The organism is Actinacidiphila rubida, assembly GCF_900110255.1.
Classification (GTDB): domain Bacteria; phylum Actinomycetota; class Actinomycetes; order Streptomycetales; family Streptomycetaceae; genus Actinacidiphila; species Actinacidiphila rubida.
On record NZ_FODD01000015.1, the window covers coordinates 111,086 to 131,454 of the forward strand.

The following is a 20,369-nucleotide window of genomic DNA, read 5'->3' on the forward strand; positions in this document are numbered from 1 at the left end:
CCGGTCCCGTACACTTTCTCTGGCGATCCGGGTCACCGGGTCGACTTCGCACGCCCCGCCACCTACCCCCGTACTGGGGCGGTGGCCGCGCTCCTCGGTCCCTTGCGGCACGGCGCGTCGGGGCGTCAGGCGCGGCCCCCGTCCGGAGGCCGCGGTAACCGAGCACCTCAAGGAGTACGGCCATGGCCGTCGTCACGATGCGGGAGCTGCTGGAGAGCGGCGTCCACTTCGGGCACCAGACCCGCCGCTGGAACCCGAAGATGAAGCGCTTCATCTTCACCGAGCGCAACGGCATCTACATCATCGACCTGCTCCAGTCGCTGTCGTACATCGACCGCGCCTACGAGTTCGTCAAGGAGACCGTCGCGCACGGCGGCTCCATCATGTTCGTCGGCACGAAGAAGCAGGCGCAGGAGGCCATCGCCGAGCAGGCGTCCCGCGTCGGCATGCCCTTCGTCAACCAGCGCTGGCTGGGCGGCATGCTCACCAACTTCTCGACCGTCTACAAGCGCCTGCAGCGCCTGAAGGAGCTCGAGGAGATCGACTTCGAGGACGTGGCCGCCTCCGGCCTCACCAAGAAGGAGCTCCTGGTCCTCTCCCGTGAGAAGGAGAAGCTGGAGAAGACCCTCGGCGGTATCCGCGAGATGCAGAAGGTGCCCAGCGCCGTCTGGATCGTGGACACCAAGAAGGAGCACATCGCCGTCGGTGAGGCGCGCAAGCTCCGCATCCCGGTCGTCGCGATCCTCGACACCAACTGCGACCCCGACGAGGTCGACTACAAGATCCCGGGCAACGACGACGCGATCCGTTCCGTCACCCTGCTCACCCGCGTGATCGCCGACGCCGTCGCCGAGGGCCTGATCGCCCGCTCCGGCGCCGCGCTCGGCGACAAGAAGGCCGAGGGTGCGGCCGAGCCGCTCGCCGAGTGGGAGCGTGACCTGCTCGAGGGCGAGAAGAAGGCGGACTCCACCGACGCGGCCGACGCCGCGACCCCGGCCGAGGCGCCCGCCGCCGACGCCCAGGAGACCGAGGCGCCCGCCGCCGAGGTCAAGGAGACCGAGGCGCCCGCCACCGAGGCCGCCGAGGGCGACGCCCCCGCCGCGGCCGAGGGCGACGCCCCGCAGGCCTGACGCCTTCAGCAGTTCCACGCGTGACGACGGCGGGGGCGCACGCCCCCGCCGTTCACCCGTAGATCCACCGACCATTCGGGAAGAGACTTAGACCCATGGCGAACTTCACCGCCGCCGACGTCAAGAAGCTCCGCGAGCTCACCGCCGCGGGCATGATGGACTGCAAGAACGCCCTCACCGAGGCCGAAGGCGACCTGGACAAGGCCGTCGAGATCCTCCGGGTCAAGGGCCAGAAGGGCGTCACCAAGCGCGAGGGCCGCTCGGCCTCCAACGGTGCCGTCGTCGCCCTCATCGCCGACGACAACGGCGAGGGCGTCCTGCTCGAGCTGAAGTGCGAGACGGACTTCGTCGCCAAGGGTGACAAGTTCGTGGCCGTCGCCGACACGATCGCCGCGCACGTCGCCGCGACCAAGCCGGCCGGCATCGAGGCGCTGCTCGCCTCCGAGATCAAGGACGGCCAGACCGTCCAGGCGTACGTCGACGAGGCGAACGCGACCCTCGGCGAGAAGATCGTCCTCGACCGCTTCGCCCAGTTCACCGACGGCTACGTGGCCGCCTACCTGCACCGCACCAGCCCGGACCTGCCCCCGCAGGTCGGCGTGCTGGTCGAGCTGGACAAGGCCGACGCGCAGACCGCCAAGGACGTCGCGCAGCACATCGCCGCGTTCGCCCCGACCTTCCTGACCCGCGACGAGATCCCCGCCGAGACGGTGGAGAACGAGCGCCGTGTCGCCGAGGCCACCGCCCGCGAGGAGGGCAAGCCCGAGGCCGCCCTGGCGCGGATCGTCGACGGCCGGGTCAACGGCTTCTACAAGGAGAACGTCGTCCTGGAGCAGGCGTTCGCCAAGGACGCGAAGAAGACCGTCCAGAAGGTGCTCGACGAGGCCGGCGTGACGCTCAAGCGCTTCGCGCGCTTCCGCGTCGGCGTCTGACGTCGTCGGAGCAGCGAAAGACCCGCGGCCCCGCTAGGGTCGTACGCGGCCGGCCGTCCGCCGGCCGGCCGCAGATGTGACGAGGAGGCCGTTGCCGTAGAGGGAACCCGAGAGGACCCGCGGCAATGGCCTCCTTTGTACGTGCACGAGGAGAACCCCATGGACGAAGGCGCCGACCACGTCGCCAAGGCTCAGGCGTCCGCTGCCCGCAGCGGCGTCGCCCCCCGCCGCTACCTGCTGAAGCTCTCCGGCGAGGCGTTCGCCGGGGGAGGAGGGCTCGGCGTCGACCCCGATGTCGTGCACGCGATCGCGCGCGAGATCGCCGCGGTCGTCAGGGACGGCTACGAGATCGCCCTCGTCATCGGCGGCGGCAACTTCTTCCGCGGCGCGGAACTGCAGCAGCGGGGCATGGACCGGGCCCGCTCCGACTACATGGGCATGCTCGGGACGGTCATGAACTGCCTGGCCCTCCAGGACTTCCTGGAGAAGGAGGGCATCGAGACCCGCGTGCAGACCGCCATCACGATGGGCCAGGTCGCCGAGCCCTACATCCCGCTGCGGGCCGTCCGGCACCTGGAGAAGGGCCGCGTGGTGATCTTCGGCGCCGGTATGGGCATGCCGTACTTCTCCACCGACACCACCGCCGCCCAGCGCGCCCTGGAGATCGACGCCGCGGCCATGCTCATGGGCAAGAACGGGGTCGACGGGGTCTACGACTCCGACCCCAAGCACAACCCGGACGCGGTCCGCTTCGACGCGCTGGAGTACAGCGAGGTCATCACCCGCGACCTGCGGGTCGCCGACCTCACCGCGATCACCCTGTGCCAGGACAACAAGCTGCCGATCCTGGTCTTCGAGCTGCTCGCCGAGGGGAACATCGCGCGGGCCGTGAAGGGTGAGAAGATCGGCACGCTGGTCAACGACCAGGGCACCCGGGCGTGATGACCCCCCGCCGTCATCCGCGCGGCAGGACCGCCGTCACAATGGCGTCTGCCGCACAAGCCGTCCACATCGACGTCCGCCTTCTGAAAACCAGGAGCACATGGTGATTGAAGAAACCCTCCTCGAGGCCGAGGAGAAGATGGAGAAGGCCGTGGCCGTCGCCAAGGACGACTTCGCGGCGATCCGAACCGGCCGTGCGCACCCGGCGATGTTCAACAAGATCGTGGCCGAGTACTACGGCGCGGTGACCCCGATCAACCAGCTCGCGTCGTTCGCGGTGCCCGAGCCCCGGATGGCGGTGATCACCCCCTTCGACTCCAGCGCCCTGCGCAACATCGAGGAGGCGATCCGCAACTCCGACCTCGGCGTCAACCCGAGCAACGACGGCCGTATCATCCGGGTGGTCTTCCCGCAGCTCACCGAGGAGCGCCGCCGCGAGTACATCAAGGTCGCCAAGGCCAAGGGCGAGGACGCGAAGATCTCCATCCGCGCCGTCCGCCGCAAGGCCAAGGAGACGCTCGACAAGCTCGTCAAGGACGGCGAGACCGGCGAGGACGAGGTGCGCCGCGCGGAGAAGGAGCTCGACGACACCACGACGAAGTACGTGGCGCAGATCGACGAGCTGCTCAAGCACAAGGAAGCGGAACTGCTGGAGGTCTGAGCCCCGGCAGTCCCGCGGCCCTGCCGCATCCGCACCCGCACGCACACTCCCCGGCCCGCACCACCTGACGACGACGCGAGGCGAAGCTCCGTGAACGACTCTTCCTGGGGCGCTTCGCCACGCGCCGCGCATGCGGCGGGTTCCGCCATGGAATCCGGGGCCAGCAGGAAGACTCCCACCATGCCGTCATCGCCGCCGCCGGCCGGGCCGCCGCCCGCCCAGGACCCGGCTCCGCAGCCCGCTCCGGTGAAGAAGTCCGCAGGGCGGAACCTGCGGGCGGCGATAGGGGTCGGCGTCGGGCTCGGCGCCGTCATCGTCGCGTCGCTGTTCATCGTCAAGGCGGTGTTCGTCGCCGTCGTGGTCGCCGCCGTGGTGACCGGGCTGTGGGAGCTGACCTCGCGCCTCGCCGAGCGCAAGGGCATCCGCGCGCCGCTGATCCCCCTCGCGGTGGGCGGCGCGGCGATGGTCGTCCTCGGCTACCTGCGCGGTGCGGACGGCGCGTGGATCGCCATGGCGCTGACCGCCCTCGCGGTGCTGGTCTGGCGGATGTCCGAGCCTCCGCAGAACTACCTGCGGGACGTCACCGCCGGGGTGTTCGCCGCGTTCTACGTGCCGTTCCTCGCCACCTTCGTGGTGATGATGCTGGCCGCGGACGACGGTCCCCGGCGCGTGCTGGTGTTCCTGCTGCTCACCGTCATCAGCGACACCGGCGCGTACGCGGTCGGCTGGCGGTTCGGCAGCCACAAGCTGGCCCCGCGGATCAGCCCCGGCAAGACCCGCGAGGGCCTGGCCGGCGCGATGTCCTTCGCGATGGTGGCCGGCGCGCTGCTCATGCAGTTCTTCATCGACGGCGGCCACTGGTGGCAGGGCCTGCTGCTGGGACTGGCCGCCGCCACGAGCGCGACCCTCGGCGACCTCGGCGAGTCCATGATCAAGCGGGATCTGGGCATCAAGGACATGGGCTCCCTGCTGCCGGGCCACGGCGGCATCATGGACCGCCTCGACAGCCTGCTGCCCACGGCGCCCGTCGTGTGGCTGCTGCTCGTCGCGTTCGTCGGCAAGGGCTGACGGCCGCAGCCGCGGGAACGGCCGCAGTTGCGGGGGCGGCCGGCACGGACGGGGCTGCCGGAGCCGCGGGAACAGCCGCAGTCGCCGGACCTCAGGGCCGCGGCGGTCCGTCAACCGCGGCGCAGGGTGTTGAGCCGCGCGGCCTGCCGGGTCAGGTGGTCGCGTTCGGCGAGGGTGGGCGCCTTCCGGGCCGCCTCGGCGTAGAGGCCGGCCGCCGTCGCCAGGTCGCCGTCCCGCTCGTGCAGATAGGCCGCCACGGCGGTGTGCCGGGGCAGCGAGTCGTGCAGCTCGGCGAGGGCAGCGAGGCCCGCCCGCGGCCCGTCGGCCTCGCCCACCGCGACCGCGCGGTTGAGCCGGACGACGGGGCTGTCGGTCAGGCGCGTCAGCTCGTCGTACCACTCCACGATCTGCACCCAGTCGGTCTCCGCGGCGGTGGGCGCGTCCGCGTGCAGCGCGGCCACGGCCGCCTGCGCCTGGAACTCGCCGAGCCGGTCGCGGGCCAGCGCCGCCTGCAGGACGGCGACGCCCTCGGCGATCGCCGCGGTGTCCCAGCGGGTGCGGTCCTGCTCGGCGAGCGGCACGAGACTGCCGTCCGGCGCGGTCCGCGACGCGCGGCGGGCGTGGTGCAGCAGCATCAGCGCGAGCAGCCCCGCCACCTCGGGGTGGTCGACGCCGGCCGCGAGCTGCCGGGTGAGACGGATGGCCTCCGCGGCCAGGTCGACGTCCCCCGAGTAGCCCTCGTTGAAGACCAGGTAGAGCACGCGCAGCACGGTCGCGACGTCGCCGGGCCGGTCCAGGCGCACGGCGGACACGGTGCGCTTGGCGCGGCTGATGCGCTGCGCCATCGTCGCCTCGGGCACGAGGTAGGCCCGGGCGATCTGGCGGGTGGTCAGGCCGCCGACCGCGCGCAGCGTCAGCGCCACCGCGGACGACGCGCTCAGCGACGGGTGCGCGCACAGGAAGTACAGCTGGAGCGTGTCGTCCACGCCGGCCGCGGGGCCCGGCGCCGGTTCCTCGTCGATCAGGTCCTCCCGGCGGCGCCGGGCGGCGTCCGCCCGGGTCGCGTCGAGGAACCGGCGCCACGCCACGGTGACCAGCCAGCCCTTCGGGTCGCGCGGCGGGTCGGCGGGCCACACGCGGACCGCCTCCACCAGCGCGTCCTGCACCGCGTCCTCGGCCGCCGCGAAGCCGGCTCCGCGGCGGACGAGGACGGCGATCACCTGGGGCGTGAGGCTCCGCAGCAGGGCCTCGTCCATGCCTGGGGTCACTCGGTGACGGTGGGGTGGTCGCCGAGGAACGGGCGCAGTTCCAGCCACTCGTGGATCGGCTTCCCGCCGGAGCCCGGCGCCGCCGACAGCTCTCCGGCCAGCTCGACCGCGCGCTCGTAGGTGTCGACGTCGATCACCATCCAGCCGGCGATCAGGTCCTTGGTCTCCGCGAACGGCCCGTCGGTGACCGGCGGTCGTCCCTCCCCGTCGTACCGGACGAACGTGCCCTCCGGCGAGAGCGCCTGGCCGTCGACGAACTCGCCGGTCTTCTCCAGCCGCTTCGCGAAGTCGTCCATGTACTGGATGTGGTCGGTGACCTCCTCCGGCGTCCACTGGTCCATCGGGACGTCGTTCACCGCGGCCGGCGCGCCACGGTAGTGCTTGAGCAGCAGGTACTTGGCCATCGTGGATCTCTCCTCGGTGTTCGCGCGGCCCCTTCCGGCCGCCTTCCTCCCAGGGACGGAGCCGTCCGCCGGTTCTCGACATCACCGCCCGGAATTCTTCCGCGAATCCCTCCCGGGAAGCAGCCCCGCCGCGCCCCCGGCCCGCCCCCGCCTCCCGCCACCCCCCGCCGACCGGCTCCCGGCGGCCCGCGCCACGCTGCCCCGACCGGCTCCCGGCGGCCCGCGCCACGCTGCCGATCGGCCCGCGTTCGGCCCCGGTTCGGCCGCGGATCGGGCCGGACGGGGTACGCGCGGCGATCTGAGACACTGGAAAACATCATGCCTGCACCCGGAGAACTGACCTTTGCCGTGCCGCGCGGAGCCAAGAAGCCGCCGCGGCACCTTGCCGACCTGTCGCCCGTGGAGCGCAGGGAGGCGGTGGCCGCGCTCGGGGAGAAGCCGTTCCGGGCGAAGCAGCTGTCGCAGCACTACTTCGCGCGGTACGCGGACGATCCCGCGGCGTGGACGGACATCCCGGCGGCGGCTCGCGGGCGGCTCGCGGAGGACCTGCTGCCCGAGCTGATGACGGTGGTGCGGCACGCGGCCTGCGACGGCGGGGACACCCGCAAGACGCTGTGGCGGCTGTTCGACGGCACGCTCGTGGAGTCGGTGCTGATGCGCTACCCGGACCGGGTGACGATGTGCATCTCGTCACAGGCCGGCTGCGGCATGAACTGCCCGTTCTGCGCGACCGGGCAGGCCGGCCTCGACCGCAACCTGTCGACCGCCGAGATCGTGCACCAGATCGTCGCCGGCATGCGCGCGCTGCGCGACGGCGAGATGCCGGGGGCCGCGGGGGAGGGGCCGGCCCGGCTGTCGAACATCGTGTTCATGGGCATGGGCGAGCCGCTCGCCAACTACAAGCGCGTCGTCGGCGCCATCCGCCGGCTCACCGATCCGGAGCCGGACGGCCTGGGCCTGTCCCAGCGCGGCATCACCGTCTCGACGGTGGGCCTGGTCCCGGCGATGTACCGGTTCGCCGACGAGGGCTTCAAGTGCCGCCTCGCGGTGTCCCTGCACGCCCCCGACGACGAGCTGCGGGACACCCTCGTCCCCGTCAACACCCGCTGGAAGGTCCGCGAGGTGCTCGACGCGGCCTGGTACTACGCGGAGAAGTCCGGCCGCCGCATCTCCGTCGAGTACGCGCTGATCCGCGACATCAACGACCAGGCATGGCGCGCCGACCGGCTGGGCAAGCTGCTGAAGAACCACCGGGTGCACGTCAACCTGATCCCGCTCAACCCCACGCCCGGCTCCAAGTGGACCGCGTCGCGGCCCGAGGACGAGCGGGCGTTCGTCGCGGCCCTGGAGGCGCACGGCGTCCCCGTGACCGTGCGGGACACCCGCGGCCAGGAGATCGACGGGGCCTGCGGGCAGCTCGCCGCGTCCGAGCGCTGAGCCGCCGGGCCGTCGGGCCGTCGGAGCACCTGACGGCACCGAGGCGAACACCGGGCAAAAGCGGCTGGTACGGTGCATGCGCACCGGACATCGGCACAAGTGAACATCCGACAGGGGAGCGCCTGAGACGGCGCTGAGAGTGCGGCTGGGAATCCGGTTCCCAGGCCGCAGACCCTCGAACCTGATCCGGGTCATACCGGCGTAGGGAGTCAGCATGAACAGCACCATCCACAGGCGTGCCCTGGGCGCGCTCGCCGTGGCCACGGCCTGCGCCGCCGCGCTCAGCGCGTGCGGCTCGTCGTCGGGCACCAAGGCCGCCGGCGGCGGTACGGCGTCCGGCGGCGGAAGCAGGACCGTCACGGTCGTCAGCCACGACTCCTTCGCCGCCTCCAAGAGCGTGCTCGCCGAGTTCACCAAGGAGACCGGCTACACCGTCAAGGTGCTGCGCGGCGGCGACGCAGGGGCGGCCGTCAACCAGGCGATCCTCACCAAGGACCACCCGCGCGGCGACGTCTTCTTCGGCGTCGACAACACCCTGCTCTCGCGCGCCCTCGACAACGGCCTGTTCGACCCCTACACCGCCAAGGGCCTCGACCAGGTGCCGTCCGACGTCCAGTTGGACGCCACCCAGCACCGGGCCACGCCCATCGACTCCGGCGACGTGTGCGTCAACTACGACCGGGCCTACTTCGCGGCGCACGGGATCGCGCCGCCGCAGACCTTCGCCGACCTGGTGAAGCCGCAGTACAAGAACTTGCTGGTGACCGAGAACGTCGCCACGTCCTCGCCGGGCCTGGCGTTCATGCTCGGCAGTGTCGCGACCTACGGCGACTCCGGCTGGCAGTCGTACTGGAAGCAGCTGAAGGCCAACGGCGTCGAGGTCGTCGACGGCTGGGAGCAGGCGTACAACGACCGCTTCTCCGGCTCCGCCGCGGGCAAGAAGGCCAAGGGCGACCGGCCGCTGGTGGTCTCCTACGCGTCCAGCCCGCCCGCCGAGGTGGTCGGCGTGACCCCGCCGCCCGCGCAGTCGCCCGTCGGCGTGGCCACCGGCACCTGCTTCCGCCAGATCGAGTTCGCCGGGCTGCTGCACGGCGCCAAGAACCCGGCGGGCGGCAAGGCGTTCATCGACTTCATGCTCAGCAAGGCGTTCCAGCAGGACATGCCGCTGCAGATGTACGTCGACCCGGTCGTCAAGGGCGCCGTCGAGCCCGCGGTGTTCGTGAAGTACGGCGCGAAGGTCGACCACCCGACGACGCTGCCGCCGGCCGAGATCGCGGCCAAGCGCGACGACTGGGTCAAGGCATGGACGTCGACCGTCCTGTAGTCCCGGCCGGCCCCGAAGGCCCCGAAGGCCCCGAAGGCCGCGACGGCTCCGACGGCTCCGCTCCCGCCCCCGCCTCCGTACGGGGACGGGGCGGGCGGGGCCGCGCCACGGGCGTGCGGCTCGCGCTGATGGCGCTGCCGCTCGCCTTCTTCGCGGTGTTCTTCGCCTACCCCGTCGGCGCGATCGTGGCCCGGGGGCTCCACCAGGGCGGCCGGTGGCGGTTCGGGGCGGTCGGCGACGTGCTCGGCGACCCGTCGATCCGCCACGTGCTGTGGTTCACCTGCTGGCAGGCGGCCGCGTCCACCGCGCTGACGCTGGCGGTGGGGCTGCCCGGGGCGTACGTCTTCGCCCGGCTGGAGTTCCCCGGCAAGCGGCTGCTGCGGGCGGTGGTCACCGTCCCGTTCGTGCTGCCCACCGTCGTCGCCGGTTCCGCGTTCCTCGCGCTGCTGGGCCGCGGCGGGTTCACCGACAGCCTGCTGGGCTTCCGCCTGGACACCAGCGTGTGGGCGATCCTCGTCGCGCACGTCTTCTTCAACTACGCGGTCGTGGTGCGCACCGTCGGCGGGCTGTGGGCCCAGCTCGACCCGCGGCAGGAGGAGGCGGCGCGCATGCTCGGCGCCGGCCGCCTCGCCGCGTGGCGCCGGGTCACGCTGCCCGCCCTGGCACCCTCGGTGGCGGCGGCCGCGCTGATGGTCTTCCTGTTCACGTTCACCTCCTTCGGCGTCATCCAGATCCTGGGCGGCCCCACCCGGTCGACCCTGGAGGTGGAGATCTACCGGCAGACCGCGGAGCTGCTGGACCTGCCGACGGCCGCGGTCCTGACGCTGCTGCAGTTCGTCGCGGTCGCCGTGATCCTCGGCGTGCACGCGTGGACGGTGCGGCGCCGCGAGTCCGCGCTGCGCCTGGTGGACGCCGCCCGCACCGCGCACCGCCCGCGCGGCGGCGAACGCGCCCTGCTGGCAGGAGTGCTGGCCGTCGTCGCCCTGCTGATCCTGCTGCCGCTCGGCGTGCTCGTCGCCCGCTCCTTCGACGGCCCGAACGGCTACGGTCTCGCGTTCTACCGGGCACTGGCCTCCACGGACGGCTCCGGCGACGGCGGCACCTTCCTCGTGTCGCCGCTGGAGACCGTCTGGAACTCGCTGCGCTACGCCGCCGTCGCCACCGTCATCGCGCTGGCGGTCGGCGCCCTCGCCGCCGCGGCCCTGGCGCGCCGGGCCGGACGCGTGATGCGCGGCTTCGACGCCCTGCTGATGCTGCCGCTGGGCACCTCGGCGGTGACCGTCGGCTTCGGCTTCCTCATCACCCTGGACAAGCCGCCGCTGGACCTGCGGGACTCGTGGCTGCTGGTGCCGCTCGCCCAGGCGCTGGTGGGCGTGCCGTTCGTGGTGCGGGTCATGCTGCCGGTGCTGCGGGCGGTCGACGCGCGGCTGCGGGAGGCCGCCGCGGTGCTGGGCGCGTCCCCGCTGCGGGCCTGGCGCGAGGTCGAACTGCCCATGGTGGCACGGGCGGTGGGCATCGCCGCGGGCTTCGCCTTCGCGGTGTCGCTCGGCGAGTTCGGCGCGACCGTGTTCATCGCCCGGCCCGACAGCCCCACCCTGCCGGTCGCCGTCGCCCGCCTGCTCGGCCGGGCCGGCGAGATGAACTACGGGCAGGCCATGGCGCTGAGCACCATCCTGATGGTGGTCTGCGCGGCCAGCCTGCTGATCCTGGAGACCGCCTGGCAGCGCCGCCCGGACGGCCGCCGCACCACCGTCCCGACCGGGGAGTTCTAGATGACGGCCCTGCTGCGGATCGAAGCCGCCACCGTACGGTTCGGGGACCGCGCCGCGCTCGACGGCGTCGACCTGGACGTCACCGCCCACGAGACCGTGTGCGTGCTCGGGCCCAGCGGCAGCGGCAAGTCCACGCTGCTGCGCGCGGTGGCCGGGCTCCAGCCGCTGGACGCCGGGCGGGTCCTGCTCGACGGCGCCGACCAGGCCGGCACCCCGCCGCACCGCCGCGGCGTCGGCCTGATGTTCCAGGACCACCAGCTCTTCCCGCAGCGCGATGTCGGCGGCAACGTCGCGTTCGGGCCGCGCATGCACAAGATGCCGCGCGAGCGCCGCGACCCGCGGGTGGCCGAACTCCTCGACCTGGTCGGCCTGCCCGGCGCCGCGCACCGCGCGGTGAGCACGCTGTCCGGCGGCGAACAGCAGCGCGTGGCGCTCGCCCGGGCGCTCGCGCCCGAGCCGCGGCTGCTGATGCTCGACGAGCCGCTCGGCCAGCTCGACCGCTCGCTGCGCGAACGCCTCGTCGTCGAACTCCGCCAGCTGTTCGGCCGGTTGGGCACGACGGTGCTGGCCGTCACCCACGACCAGGGCGAGGCGTTCGCGCTCGCCGACCGGGTCGTGGTGATGCGGGGCGGCACGATCGCGCAGAGCGGAACCCCGCTGGCCGTGTGGCAGCACCCCGCCTCGGAGTTCGTCGCGCGCTTCCTCGGCTTCGACACCATCGCCGACGGCGTGGTCAGCGGTGGTGTCGCCGTCACGGCCTGGGGGAAGCTGCCGGTGCCCGACGGCACGCCCGAGGGGCCCGCGCGGGTGCTGGTGCGCCCGCCCGGCGTCCTGCTCGGCCCGGCGGACGAGGGCCTGCCGTGCGAGGTCCGCGCCCGCACCTTCCGCGGCGGCCGGGTCGCACTCGTCCTCGGCGTCACCGGCGCGGAGCGCGCCCCCGCGCTGGAGGCGGAGAGCACCCTGCGTGACGCGCCCGCCGAGGGCGACCGGGTCGGCGTCACCTTCGACCCCGGGGAAGTCGTCGTCCTGGACCGATGACTTCCGGCGTGCCGCCTCGTCCTATGGGCAGGACTCACACAGACGAGGGAGAGCACCGTGCAGAAGATCACCACGTTCCTCTGGTTCGACACCCAGGCCGAGGAGGCCGCGGAGCTGTACACGTCGCTGTTCGACGACTCGCGGATCGTGAGCGTCCAGCGGAACGGCGAGGGCGGCCCGGGCATGCCGGGCTCGGTGCTGGTCGTCGAGTTCGAACTGGCCGGTCAGCGCTACCTGGCGCTCAACGGCGGGCCCGTCCACACCTTCACCGAGGCGGTGTCGCTCAGCGTGGACTGCGGCTCCCAGGAGGAGGTCGACACCCTGTGGGACCGGCTGACCGCGGACGGCGGCGAACCCGGCTCGTGCGGCTGGCTCAAGGACAAGTACGGCCTGTCCTGGCAGATCGTGCCGCGCAGGCTGCCCGAACTGCTCGCCGACCCCGACCAGGAGGCCGCGCAGCGCGTGATGGGTGCGATGCTCGGCATGCAGAAGATCCAGATCAAGGAGCTGGAGGCGGCCTACGCCGGCTGACGCCCCGCCCGCGACGCGGCCCGCCCGCGACGCCGGCCCGCCCCTCTCCGCCCGGTCAGCCCCAGGACAGGCGGGCCAGCGCGGCCGGCACGTCCCGGACGCTGTCGACCAGGGCGATGCGGTCGGCCATCGGGCGCTGCCCGGCCAGCGCGGTGAGCAGCGGCCACACGGGCAGCGTCGTCGTCCAGTGCGCCCGGTCCACCAGCACCATCGGCGCCGGCTCGCCGCGCGACCCGTAGTAGTTCGCGGTGGCCGCGTCGAAGACCTCCTGCACGGTCCCGGCCGCGCCCGGCAGGAACACGACGCCGGCATCGCAGCGGGACAGCAGGCCGTCCTCGCGCGTGGCATTGGCGAAGAACTTCGCGATGTGCGAGGCGAACGGGTTCGGCGGCTCGTGTCCGTAGAACCAGGTCGGCAGGCCGTAGGAAGGGCCGCCGTCCGGCCACCGGTCGCGCACCGCCATCGCGGCGGCCGCCCACTCGCCCACCGAGGGGGCGAACGCCGGGACCTTCGCCAGCACGTCCAGCGCCTTGACGAGCATCACGTCGTCGTAGGGCGCCCCGTACGCGCCGAGGTTGGCCGCCTCCATCGCGCCGGGACCGCCGCCGGTCGCCACCGTCAGCCCCGACCTGGCCAGGTCCCGGCCGAGGCGGGCGGCGCCCGCGTACGCCAGGCTGCCGCGCTCCATCGCGTGGCCGCCCATCACGCCCACCACCCGCGCGCCGCGCATCAGTTCGTCGAGCGCGTCGGACAGCGCGTCGTCGTGCACCGAGCGCAGCATCGAGGACAGCACGTCGCCGTCGGCTCCGGTCCGCCGGGACCAGGCGTACGTCAGGGCGTCCGGCGTGCCCGGGTAGCCGTCGCCGTCGCCCAGGCCCGCGTACAGCTCGTCGGGGGTGTAAGGGGCAGCGCGGTACGGGTCGAACGGCAGGCCGGGGATCGGCGGGAAGACCAGCGCGCCACCCGCCCTGATGTGCGCCAGCGCCTGCGGTTCCATCCGGCAGCCGAGGAAGACGGCCCGCGAGGAGTCCACCACCAGCAGCGCGAAGGTGCGCTCGGTCAGGTCCAGGGCCTGCAGCCGGCATCCGGCGAGGCTGCCGCCGAGCGCCGCCCGGTCGAACTCCTCCAGGCTCCGGATCTCGCGTATCGGGACGCTCCCGGCCGTCCCGGCCATCGCGAATCGGTCCAACTCGGCGTCATCCGACGGCATCTGTGCGGGCACCCCTGCACCCTAGCCCCCGCCGCCGCGGCCGGTCCGGGGAGGCCGGTGAAGGGCAGTTGAAGGGCAGGGGAGGAGCGGGCGGCGCCCGGGTGCGGCCGGGCGGTCGAAGCCGGCGCCCGTCCCGGGCCGGGACGGGCGTGCGCGGGGCACGGCCGGCCGTCGCGCGGGGCCGCGGGACGCGCGGGCGCCGGGCACGGTCGGGACGTCGCGCCGGAGGACGGTCCTGCCGCGGGAGTCCGCGGTGGGCTACGGGACGGTGCTGAGCGCGGCGACCAGGAAGGCCACCGGCACCAGGACCGCCGCGAGTGCGCCGGCGCGGGCCGCGAGGGCGGCGCGCAGCACCGAGGGGGCGGCGGCCACCTCCTGGAGCGCGCCCCGCGCCTCGGGCCGGTCGTCGCCGGTCTCCGCGAGGCCGACCGCGGCGGTGGCCAGCACGCACACCGCGATCAGGGTGAACGCGAAGACCGTCACGGGGCCCAGCGTGTGCCCGCCGCCGGACTGCAGGGCGTACGCGGACAGGGCCGCTGCGGCGGTCGCGCAGAGCAGGCCGAGCGGGCGGCCGATCCGCCGCGACTCGTGCTGCAGGATCCGCCCGGCGAGCAGGCGCACCGCGCCCGGCCGGAACGCGGCGAGCAGCCGCCCGCAGAGGTACACCAGTCCCGGTCCGGCGAGCACCAGGCCCGCGGCGGTGACGATCCACCCGCCGATCGCGGCCGGGGCGATCACGCCGAGCCCGCTGGGCAGCGGCACCCCGGAGTGCTTGGGCGCGGCCACCTCGACGGCCAGGCCCACCGCCACCAGCGCGACGCCCCACGGCAGGCTGCCGGGCGCGTCGTGGGTGTCCTCGGGCCGTCCGGGCCGCATGCCGGCCACCACCGCGCAGGCCGCGGCCGCCGGGACCAGCGCGAGCAGGACCGCCGCACCGGCGACCGGCAGCGCACGGCCCGCCGCGAGCACGCCGGGGCCGACGCCGTCCCACGGACCGCCCGTGACGTCGCCGCGCAGCAGCAGGAACAGCAGCAGGCCGAGCGCGCTGCCCACCGCGCAGACCAGGGCCGTCGTGGCCGCCGCCAGCACGGTGATCCCGTTCCTGCCCAGGCCCACCGAGGACATCCCCTCGCGCGGCCAGTCGGCGGACTGCCGGCGTCCGACCGCGGAGGCCAGCTGCACCGTGACCACGACCGGGACCACGCACCACACCAGCCGCACCACCGCGTGCGACGTGCTGCCGCCGGGGTGGGCGAGCGCCCACCCGAGCGCGGACAGCAGCAGCAGTCCCGTGCCGGCCGCGGCGGCGGCGACCAGCGCCCACCGGCCCAGCACCGCGGGTCGCGACCCGCGCAGCACCCGCAGGCTCAGCACGCCCCCGTCACCCCTCCCCGGCATCCCGCCGTCCACGGGGCCGCGGGACGGCGGACGTCCGGACGATCCGCCCGCCGTCCCGCCGCAGCCGCACCACCCGCCGTGTCCGCGGCACTCGCCGCACCGCGCGTAACCCTCGTACCGCTCGAACCGCTCGAACCCCTCGTACCTCTCATACCGACGCCGGCCACGGGCTGGCGGACTCGCGGTCCTGCGCCGGCATCGGGGCGCCGGGGCGGCCGTCGACCAGGCCCATGGCGCGGTCGGCGTGCCCGGCGACCTCGGGGTCACTGGTGGCCAGCACCACCGTGATGTCGTGCGAGCGTGCGGCGCTGGTCAGGGTGCGCAGGACGTGCGACCGGTCGGCGCGGTGCAGCGCGGCGGTCGGCTCGTCGGCGAACACCACGGCGGGGGCGGTGACCAGGGAGCGGGCGACCGCCACGCGCTGGCGCTGGGCCCGGCTGAGGTCGGCGGGCCGGCGGCGCGCGGTGTCGCCGATGTCCAGCCGGTCCAGCCACTCCTGCGCGGTGCCGCGGGACCTGCGGTGGCCGTCGCCGCGCAGCAGCAGCGGCAGCGCGGCGTTCTCCCACGCGGTCAGCTCGGGCAGCAGGCGCGCGTCGCCGCCGATCCAGCCGAAGCGGTCGCGGCGCAGGGCCTCCCGGGACGCCTCGGGCAGGGTGTGCACCGGGGCGCTGTTGAACCACACCTCGCCCTCGTCGGGGACGATCTGCCCCGCCAGGCACCGCAGCAGCGTGGTCTTGCCGGCGCCGCGCGGGCCGAGGACCGCCAGGATCTCGCCGGCCCGCACATTGACGGACACACCGGCCAGGGCGGGGTCGCCGCCATGGGAGTGCCGCAGGGCACGGGCCCAGAGCACGTCGTTGTCGGGCGGGGCCACCATGCCGTACCTCCGCAGGTTCGTTCCCTGGCACGTTCACACGGGAAACGAGCCGGGAAGTGGGCAGTCACTCCCCGGCACGGTAGGCGGGCGGGCGGCGGCCGGGTCCGAGGCGCGGCCGGTCACCGGCCGGGATCGTCCGTACGGGCGAGCGGTTCCCTCCGGGGGGCGCGGGCGGTCCCCGCCGGGCGGGCGCGGGCGGCGGGCCGGAGCGCGGCGCGGGGCCGCGGCTCCGGGACGGAACGGCTAGCGCGCGCCCCAGGCGGAGGTCTGCTTGCGGAGCTTGAGGTAGACGAAGGTCTCGGTGGAGCGCACCCCCGGAAGCGCGCGGACGCGCTTGCCGATCGTCTCCAGCAGATGGTCGTCGTCCTCGCACACGACCTCGGCGAGCAGGTCGAAGGAGCCGGCGGTGATCACCACGGACTCGACCTCGCCCAGGGCGGCGAGCGCGTCGGCCACCGGGTCGACGTCGCCCTCGACGGTGATGCCGACCATCGCCTGCCGCCGGAAGCCCACGGTGAGCGGGTCGGTGACCGCGACGATCTGTATGGCGCCTTGGTCGAGGAGCTTCTGCACGCGCTGGCGCACGGCCGCCTCGGACAGGCCGACGGCCTTGCCGATCGCCGCGTACGGACGGCGCCCGTCCTCCTGGAGCTGTTCGACGATCGCCTTCGACACCGCGTCCATCGGACCGGCGGCTTGGATCTCACGAGTGGCCACGTGCCCCACTGTGCAGGAGAGGTCGGCGGTCCGGCAAGCCTCGCACGACGGAATCCGTCGTCATCGCGTGTCGATGGAACCGAATCCGTCGCACCGGCGAGGTGGGTATGTCGATTACCGTAGTCCTGCGACTAAGCTGGGCTTCGTCTCAGTACATGGACACGATTCGTAGGACCAGGGAGCAAGCGCCGTGACCGAACTCCGTACTCTGCGCAACTACATCGACGGAGAATTCCGCGACGCCGCCGACGGACGCACCACCGACGTGGTCAGTCCCGTGACCGGCCAGGCGTACGCGAAGGCGCCGCTGTCCGGGCAGGCGGACGTGGACGCGGCGATGGCCGCGGCCGCCGCCGCCTTCCCCGGCTGGCGCGACACCACGCCCGCCGAGCGTCAGAAGGCGCTGCTGAAGGTCGCCGACGCCGTCGAGGCGCGGGCCGGCGAACTGGTCGCCGTGGAGAGCGAGAACACCGGCAAGCCGATCGGTCTGACCGCGAGCGAGGAGATCCCGCCGATGGTCGACCAGATCCGGTTCTTCGCCGGCGCCGCCCGGATGCTCGAGGGCCGCTCGGCCGGCGAGTACATGGAGGGCATGACCTCCATCGTGCGCCGCGAGCCGGTCGGCGTCTGCGCGCAGGTCGCCCCGTGGAACTACCCCATGATGATGGCCGTCTGGAAGTTCGCCCCGGCGATCGCCGCCGGCAACACCGTCGTGCTCAAGCCGTCCGACACCACCCCCGCCTCCACCGTGCTGCTCGCCGAGATCCTCGGCGAGGTGCTGCCCAAGGGCGTGTTCAACGTGGTGTGCGGCGACCGCGACACCGGCCGGATGATGGTCGAGCACGAGGTGCCGGCGATGGCGTCGATCACCGGCTCGGTGCGGGCCGGCATCGAGGTGGCCGGCGCGGCCGCCAAGGACGTCAAGCGGGTCCACCTGGAGCTGGGCGGCAAGGCCCCGGTCGTGGTCTTCGAGGACGTCGACATCGCCAAGGCCGTCGAGGACATCGCGGTCGCCGGCTTCTTCAACGCCGGGCAGGACTGCACGGCCGCCACCCGCGTGCTCGTCCACGAGTCGATCCACGACGAGTTCACCGCCGCCCTCACCAAGGCCGCCGCGGACACGAAGACCGGCCTGCCGGACGACGAGGACGTGCTCTACGGCCCGCTCAACAACGCCAACCAGCTCGCCCAGGTCACCGGGTTCATCGAGCGGCTGCCCGCGCACGCCAAGGTGCAGACCGGCGGCCGGCGGGTCGGCGAGAGCGGCTACTTCTTCGCGCCGACCGTCGTCTCCGGCCTGCTGCAGGACGACGAGATCATCCAGCGCGAGGTGTTCGGCCCGGTCATCACCGTCCAGTCCTTCAGCGACGAGGACCAGGCCGTCACGTGGGCCAACGGCGTCGAGTACGCGCTCGCGTCCTCGGTGTGGACCAAGGACCACAGCCGCGCGATGCGGATGTCCAAGCGGCTCGACTTCGGCTGCGTGTGGATCAACACCCACATCCCGCTCGTCGCCGAGATGCCGCACGGCGGGTTCAAGAAGTCCGGCTACGGCAAGGACCTGTCCGGCTACGGCTTCGAGGACTACACCCGGATCAAGCACGTCATGACGTCGCTGGACGGCTGAGCGGGGCTCCGGCGCGCTCCGGCGCGCTCCGGCGCGCCCCGGCACGTGGTGCGGGCGGTCTCCGAGAAGGCCGCCCGCGCCCGTCTCAGACGCGGGAACGCCGTGCCATCACGCGGCGCAGCGCGTCCAGCCGGTTGGTGGTGATCGCGTCCGCGCCGAGCGCCAGCAGCCGGCTCATCGACCGCTCCCAGTCCGCGGTCCACGCGGCGACCAGCAGCCCGTGGTCACGCGCGAACGCCACCGTCGCCGCGTCCACCAGCCCGAACCTCAGGTTCAGCCAGCGCGGCCGCAGCGCCGCCAGCAGCGGCTCCGCCGGCCGTACCGAGGTCTTCCAGGTCATCGCGATCTCGGCCTCGCCGTCCAGCGCCCGCACCTCGCGCATCGCGGGCAACTCGCCGCAGTAGTAGACCCGTTCGCCCGCACCCGCGGCGGCCACCGCGGCCAGTGAGGGCTCCGCCTGACCCGCCTCCGTCAGGTCGACCAGCATCCGCCCGCCGTCCGCGTCGCCCAGCAGCGCGAGCGCGTCGGCCAGTCTGGGCACCCCGCCGCCGGTGGCCCCCGCCACCTCGTCGAAGGTCATCGAGGCGACCCGCCGGTCCGGTCCCCACAGCCGTTCCAGGGTGGCGTCGTGCAGCAGCACCGGGACGCCGTCCCGGGTGATCCGCACGTCCACCTCCACCACGTCCGCGCCCTTGCCGAGCGCGGAGGCCAGCGAGGGCAGGGTGTTCTCGCGGTGCACGTACGGGTCACCGCGGTGGGCGACGGCGAGCGCCACCTCAGACCCAGGAGGCGGTGTAGGCGTCGATCTCGGCGGCCAGCCGCGCCTTGCCCGGTGCGTCCAGGAACGACCCCTCGACCGCGTTCCTGGCCAGCGCCGCCACCCCCGCCCGGTCCAGGCCCAGCAGCCGCGCGGCCACCGCGTACTCGGTGTTGAGGTCGGTGCCGAACATCGGCGGGTCGTCGCTGTTGACGGTGACGAGCACGCCCGCGTCGACCATCTGCCGGATCGGGTGCTCGTCGAGGACGGCCACCGCGCGGGTCGCGATGTTGGAGGTCGGGCAGACCTCCAGCGGGATGCGGTGCTCGGCCAGGTGGTCCAGCAAACGCGGGTCCTGCGCGGCGCTGGTGCCGTGGCCGATCCGCTCGGCGCCCAGGTCCCGCAGGGCGTCCCAGACCGTCTGCGGCCCGGTCGTCTCGCCGGCGTGCGGCACGCTGTGCAGCCCGGCCGCCCGCGCCTGGTCGAAGTAGGGCTTGAACTGCGGCCGCGGCACGCCGATCTCGGGCCCGCCCAGCCCGAACGACACCAGGCCCTCGGGCTGCAGGCCGAGCGCCAGGCGGGTGGTCTCCTCCGCGGACTCCAGCCCCGCCTCGCCGGGGATGTCGAAGCACCAGCGCAGCGTCACGCCCAGCTCCGACTCGGCCGCCTTGCGGGCGTCCTCGATGGCCTCCATGAAGGCCGGCCCGGGGATGCCGCGGCGGGTCGAGCTGTACGGCGTGACGGTCAGCTCCGCGTAGCGGATGTTCTGCCGGGCCATGTCGCGGGCCACCTCGAAGGTGAGCAGCCGGACGTCCTCGGCGTCCCTGATCAGGTCCACGACCGACAGGTACACGTCGATGAAGTGCGCGAAGTCCCGGAAGGTGAAGTACTCGGCGAGCGCCTGCGGCTCGGACGGGACCTTGGAATCCCGGTGCCGGGCCGCGAGTTCGGCGACGATCCGCGGCGAGGCGGACCCCACGTGGTGGACGTGCAGCTCGGCCTTCGGCAGCCCGGCGATGAAGGCGTCCAGGCCCTCGGCGGAGCCGGGCGTGGCGCCGGGTGCGAGCTCGCTCATGCGGTGATCCTCCTGAAAGTCGCGTCGAACGCCATCGTAGACGCCGGATGATCGCCGCCCGATGCCGCCGCGGACCGGAGCATCGCCGTGCGGACCGGGCCCCTACGGCACCGCGTCACCACGGCGCGCGGCCCGGCTCGACGGGCACGACGCGCACGCGGCCGGAGGCAGCCGCGCGCGGCCGGGAACAGCGGGGAACAG

General features: G+C 73.5%; 19 protein-coding genes and 1 riboswitch. Of the genes, 11 read left to right on the plus strand and 8 right to left on the minus strand.

Annotated elements, in window-relative coordinates; all coding sequences use genetic code 11:
• Positions 1-182 precede the first annotated feature (182 nt).
• The 5 genes from rpsB (at position 183) to BMW99_RS16780 (ending at position 4,733) form a co-directional block, all read left to right on the plus strand.
• Positions 183-1,130 (plus strand): 30S ribosomal protein S2, encoded by a 948-nt coding sequence (gene rpsB, locus BMW99_RS16760; protein ID WP_069464945.1) that lies wholly within the window; start codon positions 183-185, stop codon positions 1,128-1,130.
• Positions 1,131-1,225: 95 nt separating this feature from the next.
• Complete coding sequence (tsf, locus tag BMW99_RS16765; protein WP_069464946.1) at positions 1,226-2,062, plus strand: translation elongation factor Ts; 837 nt, start codon at positions 1,226-1,228, stop codon at positions 2,060-2,062.
• 159 nt (positions 2,063-2,221) lie between these two features.
• The gene (pyrH, locus tag BMW99_RS16770) at positions 2,222-3,004 is read left to right on the plus strand and encodes a UMP kinase (RefSeq protein WP_069464947.1); all 783 of its coding nucleotides are present in this window, start codon (positions 2,222-2,224) and stop codon (positions 3,002-3,004) included.
• A 103-nt stretch (positions 3,005-3,107) separates the two neighbouring features.
• Positions 3,108-3,665: a ribosome recycling factor gene (frr, locus tag BMW99_RS16775; protein ID WP_069464949.1), complete on the plus strand. Its 558-nt coding sequence runs from the start codon at positions 3,108-3,110 to the stop codon at positions 3,663-3,665.
• Positions 3,666-3,845: 180 nt separating this feature from the next.
• Positions 3,846-4,733: a phosphatidate cytidylyltransferase gene (locus BMW99_RS16780; RefSeq protein ID WP_069464948.1), complete on the plus strand. Its 888-nt coding sequence runs from the start codon at positions 3,846-3,848 to the stop codon at positions 4,731-4,733.
• A gap of 110 nt (positions 4,734-4,843) precedes the next feature.
• Here BMW99_RS16780 and BMW99_RS16785 read toward each other — a convergent pair whose 3' ends face one another.
• Both BMW99_RS16785 and BMW99_RS16790 read right to left on the minus strand, forming a co-directional pair.
• The gene (locus tag BMW99_RS16785) at positions 4,844-5,989 is read right to left on the minus strand and encodes an RNA polymerase sigma factor (protein WP_075017048.1); all 1,146 of its coding nucleotides are present in this window, start codon (positions 5,987-5,989) and stop codon (positions 4,844-4,846) included.
• Between the two features lie 8 nt (positions 5,990-5,997).
• Positions 5,998-6,405, minus strand: coding sequence for a YciI family protein (locus BMW99_RS16790; protein WP_075017049.1), 408 nt, complete (start codon positions 6,403-6,405; stop codon positions 5,998-6,000).
• A 318-nt stretch (positions 6,406-6,723) separates the two neighbouring features.
• Here BMW99_RS16790 and rlmN point away from each other — a divergent pair, with 318 nt between their 5' ends.
• The 5 genes from rlmN (at position 6,724) to BMW99_RS16815 (ending at position 12,507) form a co-directional block, all read left to right on the plus strand.
• Positions 6,724-7,842 carry a 23S rRNA (adenine(2503)-C(2))-methyltransferase RlmN gene (rlmN, locus tag BMW99_RS16795; RefSeq protein WP_069466695.1) on the plus strand — a complete coding sequence of 373 codons (1,119 nt, stop codon included), beginning with the start codon at positions 6,724-6,726 and terminating at the stop codon, positions 7,840-7,842.
• A 102-nt stretch (positions 7,843-7,944) separates the two neighbouring features.
• A riboswitch (TPP riboswitch) is annotated at positions 7,945-8,067 on the plus strand.
• Positions 8,057-9,166 carry a thiamine ABC transporter substrate-binding protein gene (locus BMW99_RS16800; protein WP_075017050.1) on the plus strand — a complete coding sequence of 370 codons (1,110 nt, stop codon included), beginning with the start codon at positions 8,057-8,059 and terminating at the stop codon, positions 9,164-9,166. Its footprint overlaps the riboswitch before it by 11 nt.
• A complete protein-coding gene (locus BMW99_RS16805; RefSeq protein ID WP_079176081.1) occupies positions 9,145-10,938 on the plus strand; it encodes an ABC transporter permease in 1,794 nt (597 codons plus the stop codon). Before BMW99_RS16800 ends, BMW99_RS16805 begins: the two co-directional genes overlap by 22 nt.
• The gene (locus tag BMW99_RS16810; protein ID WP_176735728.1) at positions 10,939-11,976 is read left to right on the plus strand and encodes an ABC transporter ATP-binding protein; all 1,038 of its coding nucleotides are present in this window, start codon (positions 10,939-10,941) and stop codon (positions 11,974-11,976) included.
• A 57-nt stretch (positions 11,977-12,033) separates the two neighbouring features.
• Entirely contained in the window at positions 12,034-12,507 is a 474-nt protein-coding gene (locus tag BMW99_RS16815; RefSeq protein WP_069467205.1) for a VOC family protein, read from the plus strand.
• Positions 12,508-12,562: 55 nt separating this feature from the next.
• On the opposite strand, the gene BMW99_RS16820 is transcribed toward BMW99_RS16815, so the two are convergent.
• From BMW99_RS16820 to BMW99_RS16835, 4 genes are all read right to left on the minus strand, one after another.
• Positions 12,563-13,681 carry an LOG family protein gene (locus tag BMW99_RS16820; RefSeq protein ID WP_075017070.1) on the minus strand — a complete coding sequence of 373 codons (1,119 nt, stop codon included), beginning with the start codon at positions 13,679-13,681 and terminating at the stop codon, positions 12,563-12,565.
• Between the two features lie 294 nt (positions 13,682-13,975).
• Positions 13,976-15,091: a hypothetical protein gene (locus BMW99_RS16825; RefSeq protein WP_075017051.1), complete on the minus strand. Its 1,116-nt coding sequence runs from the start codon at positions 15,089-15,091 to the stop codon at positions 13,976-13,978.
• 172 nt (positions 15,092-15,263) lie between these two features.
• Complete coding sequence (locus tag BMW99_RS16830; RefSeq protein ID WP_069465996.1) at positions 15,264-15,992, minus strand: ABC transporter ATP-binding protein; 729 nt, start codon at positions 15,990-15,992, stop codon at positions 15,264-15,266.
• A gap of 243 nt (positions 15,993-16,235) precedes the next feature.
• Positions 16,236-16,676, minus strand: coding sequence for an Lrp/AsnC family transcriptional regulator (locus BMW99_RS16835; RefSeq protein WP_107451688.1), 441 nt, complete (start codon positions 16,674-16,676; stop codon positions 16,236-16,238).
• Between the two features lie 223 nt (positions 16,677-16,899).
• Between BMW99_RS16835 and BMW99_RS16840 the strand changes: the two genes are divergently transcribed.
• Positions 16,900-18,336, plus strand: a complete 1,437-nt coding sequence (locus BMW99_RS16840) for a gamma-aminobutyraldehyde dehydrogenase (protein ID WP_069465994.1) — start codon at positions 16,900-16,902, stop codon at positions 18,334-18,336.
• A gap of 85 nt (positions 18,337-18,421) precedes the next feature.
• On the opposite strand, the gene BMW99_RS16845 is transcribed toward BMW99_RS16840, so the two are convergent.
• Together BMW99_RS16845 and BMW99_RS16850 are read right to left on the minus strand one after the other, a co-directional pair.
• Positions 18,422-19,111 (minus strand): glycerophosphodiester phosphodiesterase, encoded by a 690-nt coding sequence (locus BMW99_RS16845; RefSeq protein WP_069465993.1) that lies wholly within the window; start codon positions 19,109-19,111, stop codon positions 18,422-18,424.
• Position 19,112: 1 nt separating this feature from the next.
• Positions 19,113-20,168 (minus strand): adenosine deaminase, encoded by a 1,056-nt coding sequence (locus tag BMW99_RS16850; protein ID WP_069465992.1) that lies wholly within the window; start codon positions 20,166-20,168, stop codon positions 19,113-19,115.
• Between the last annotated feature and the right edge of the window lie 201 nt (positions 20,169-20,369).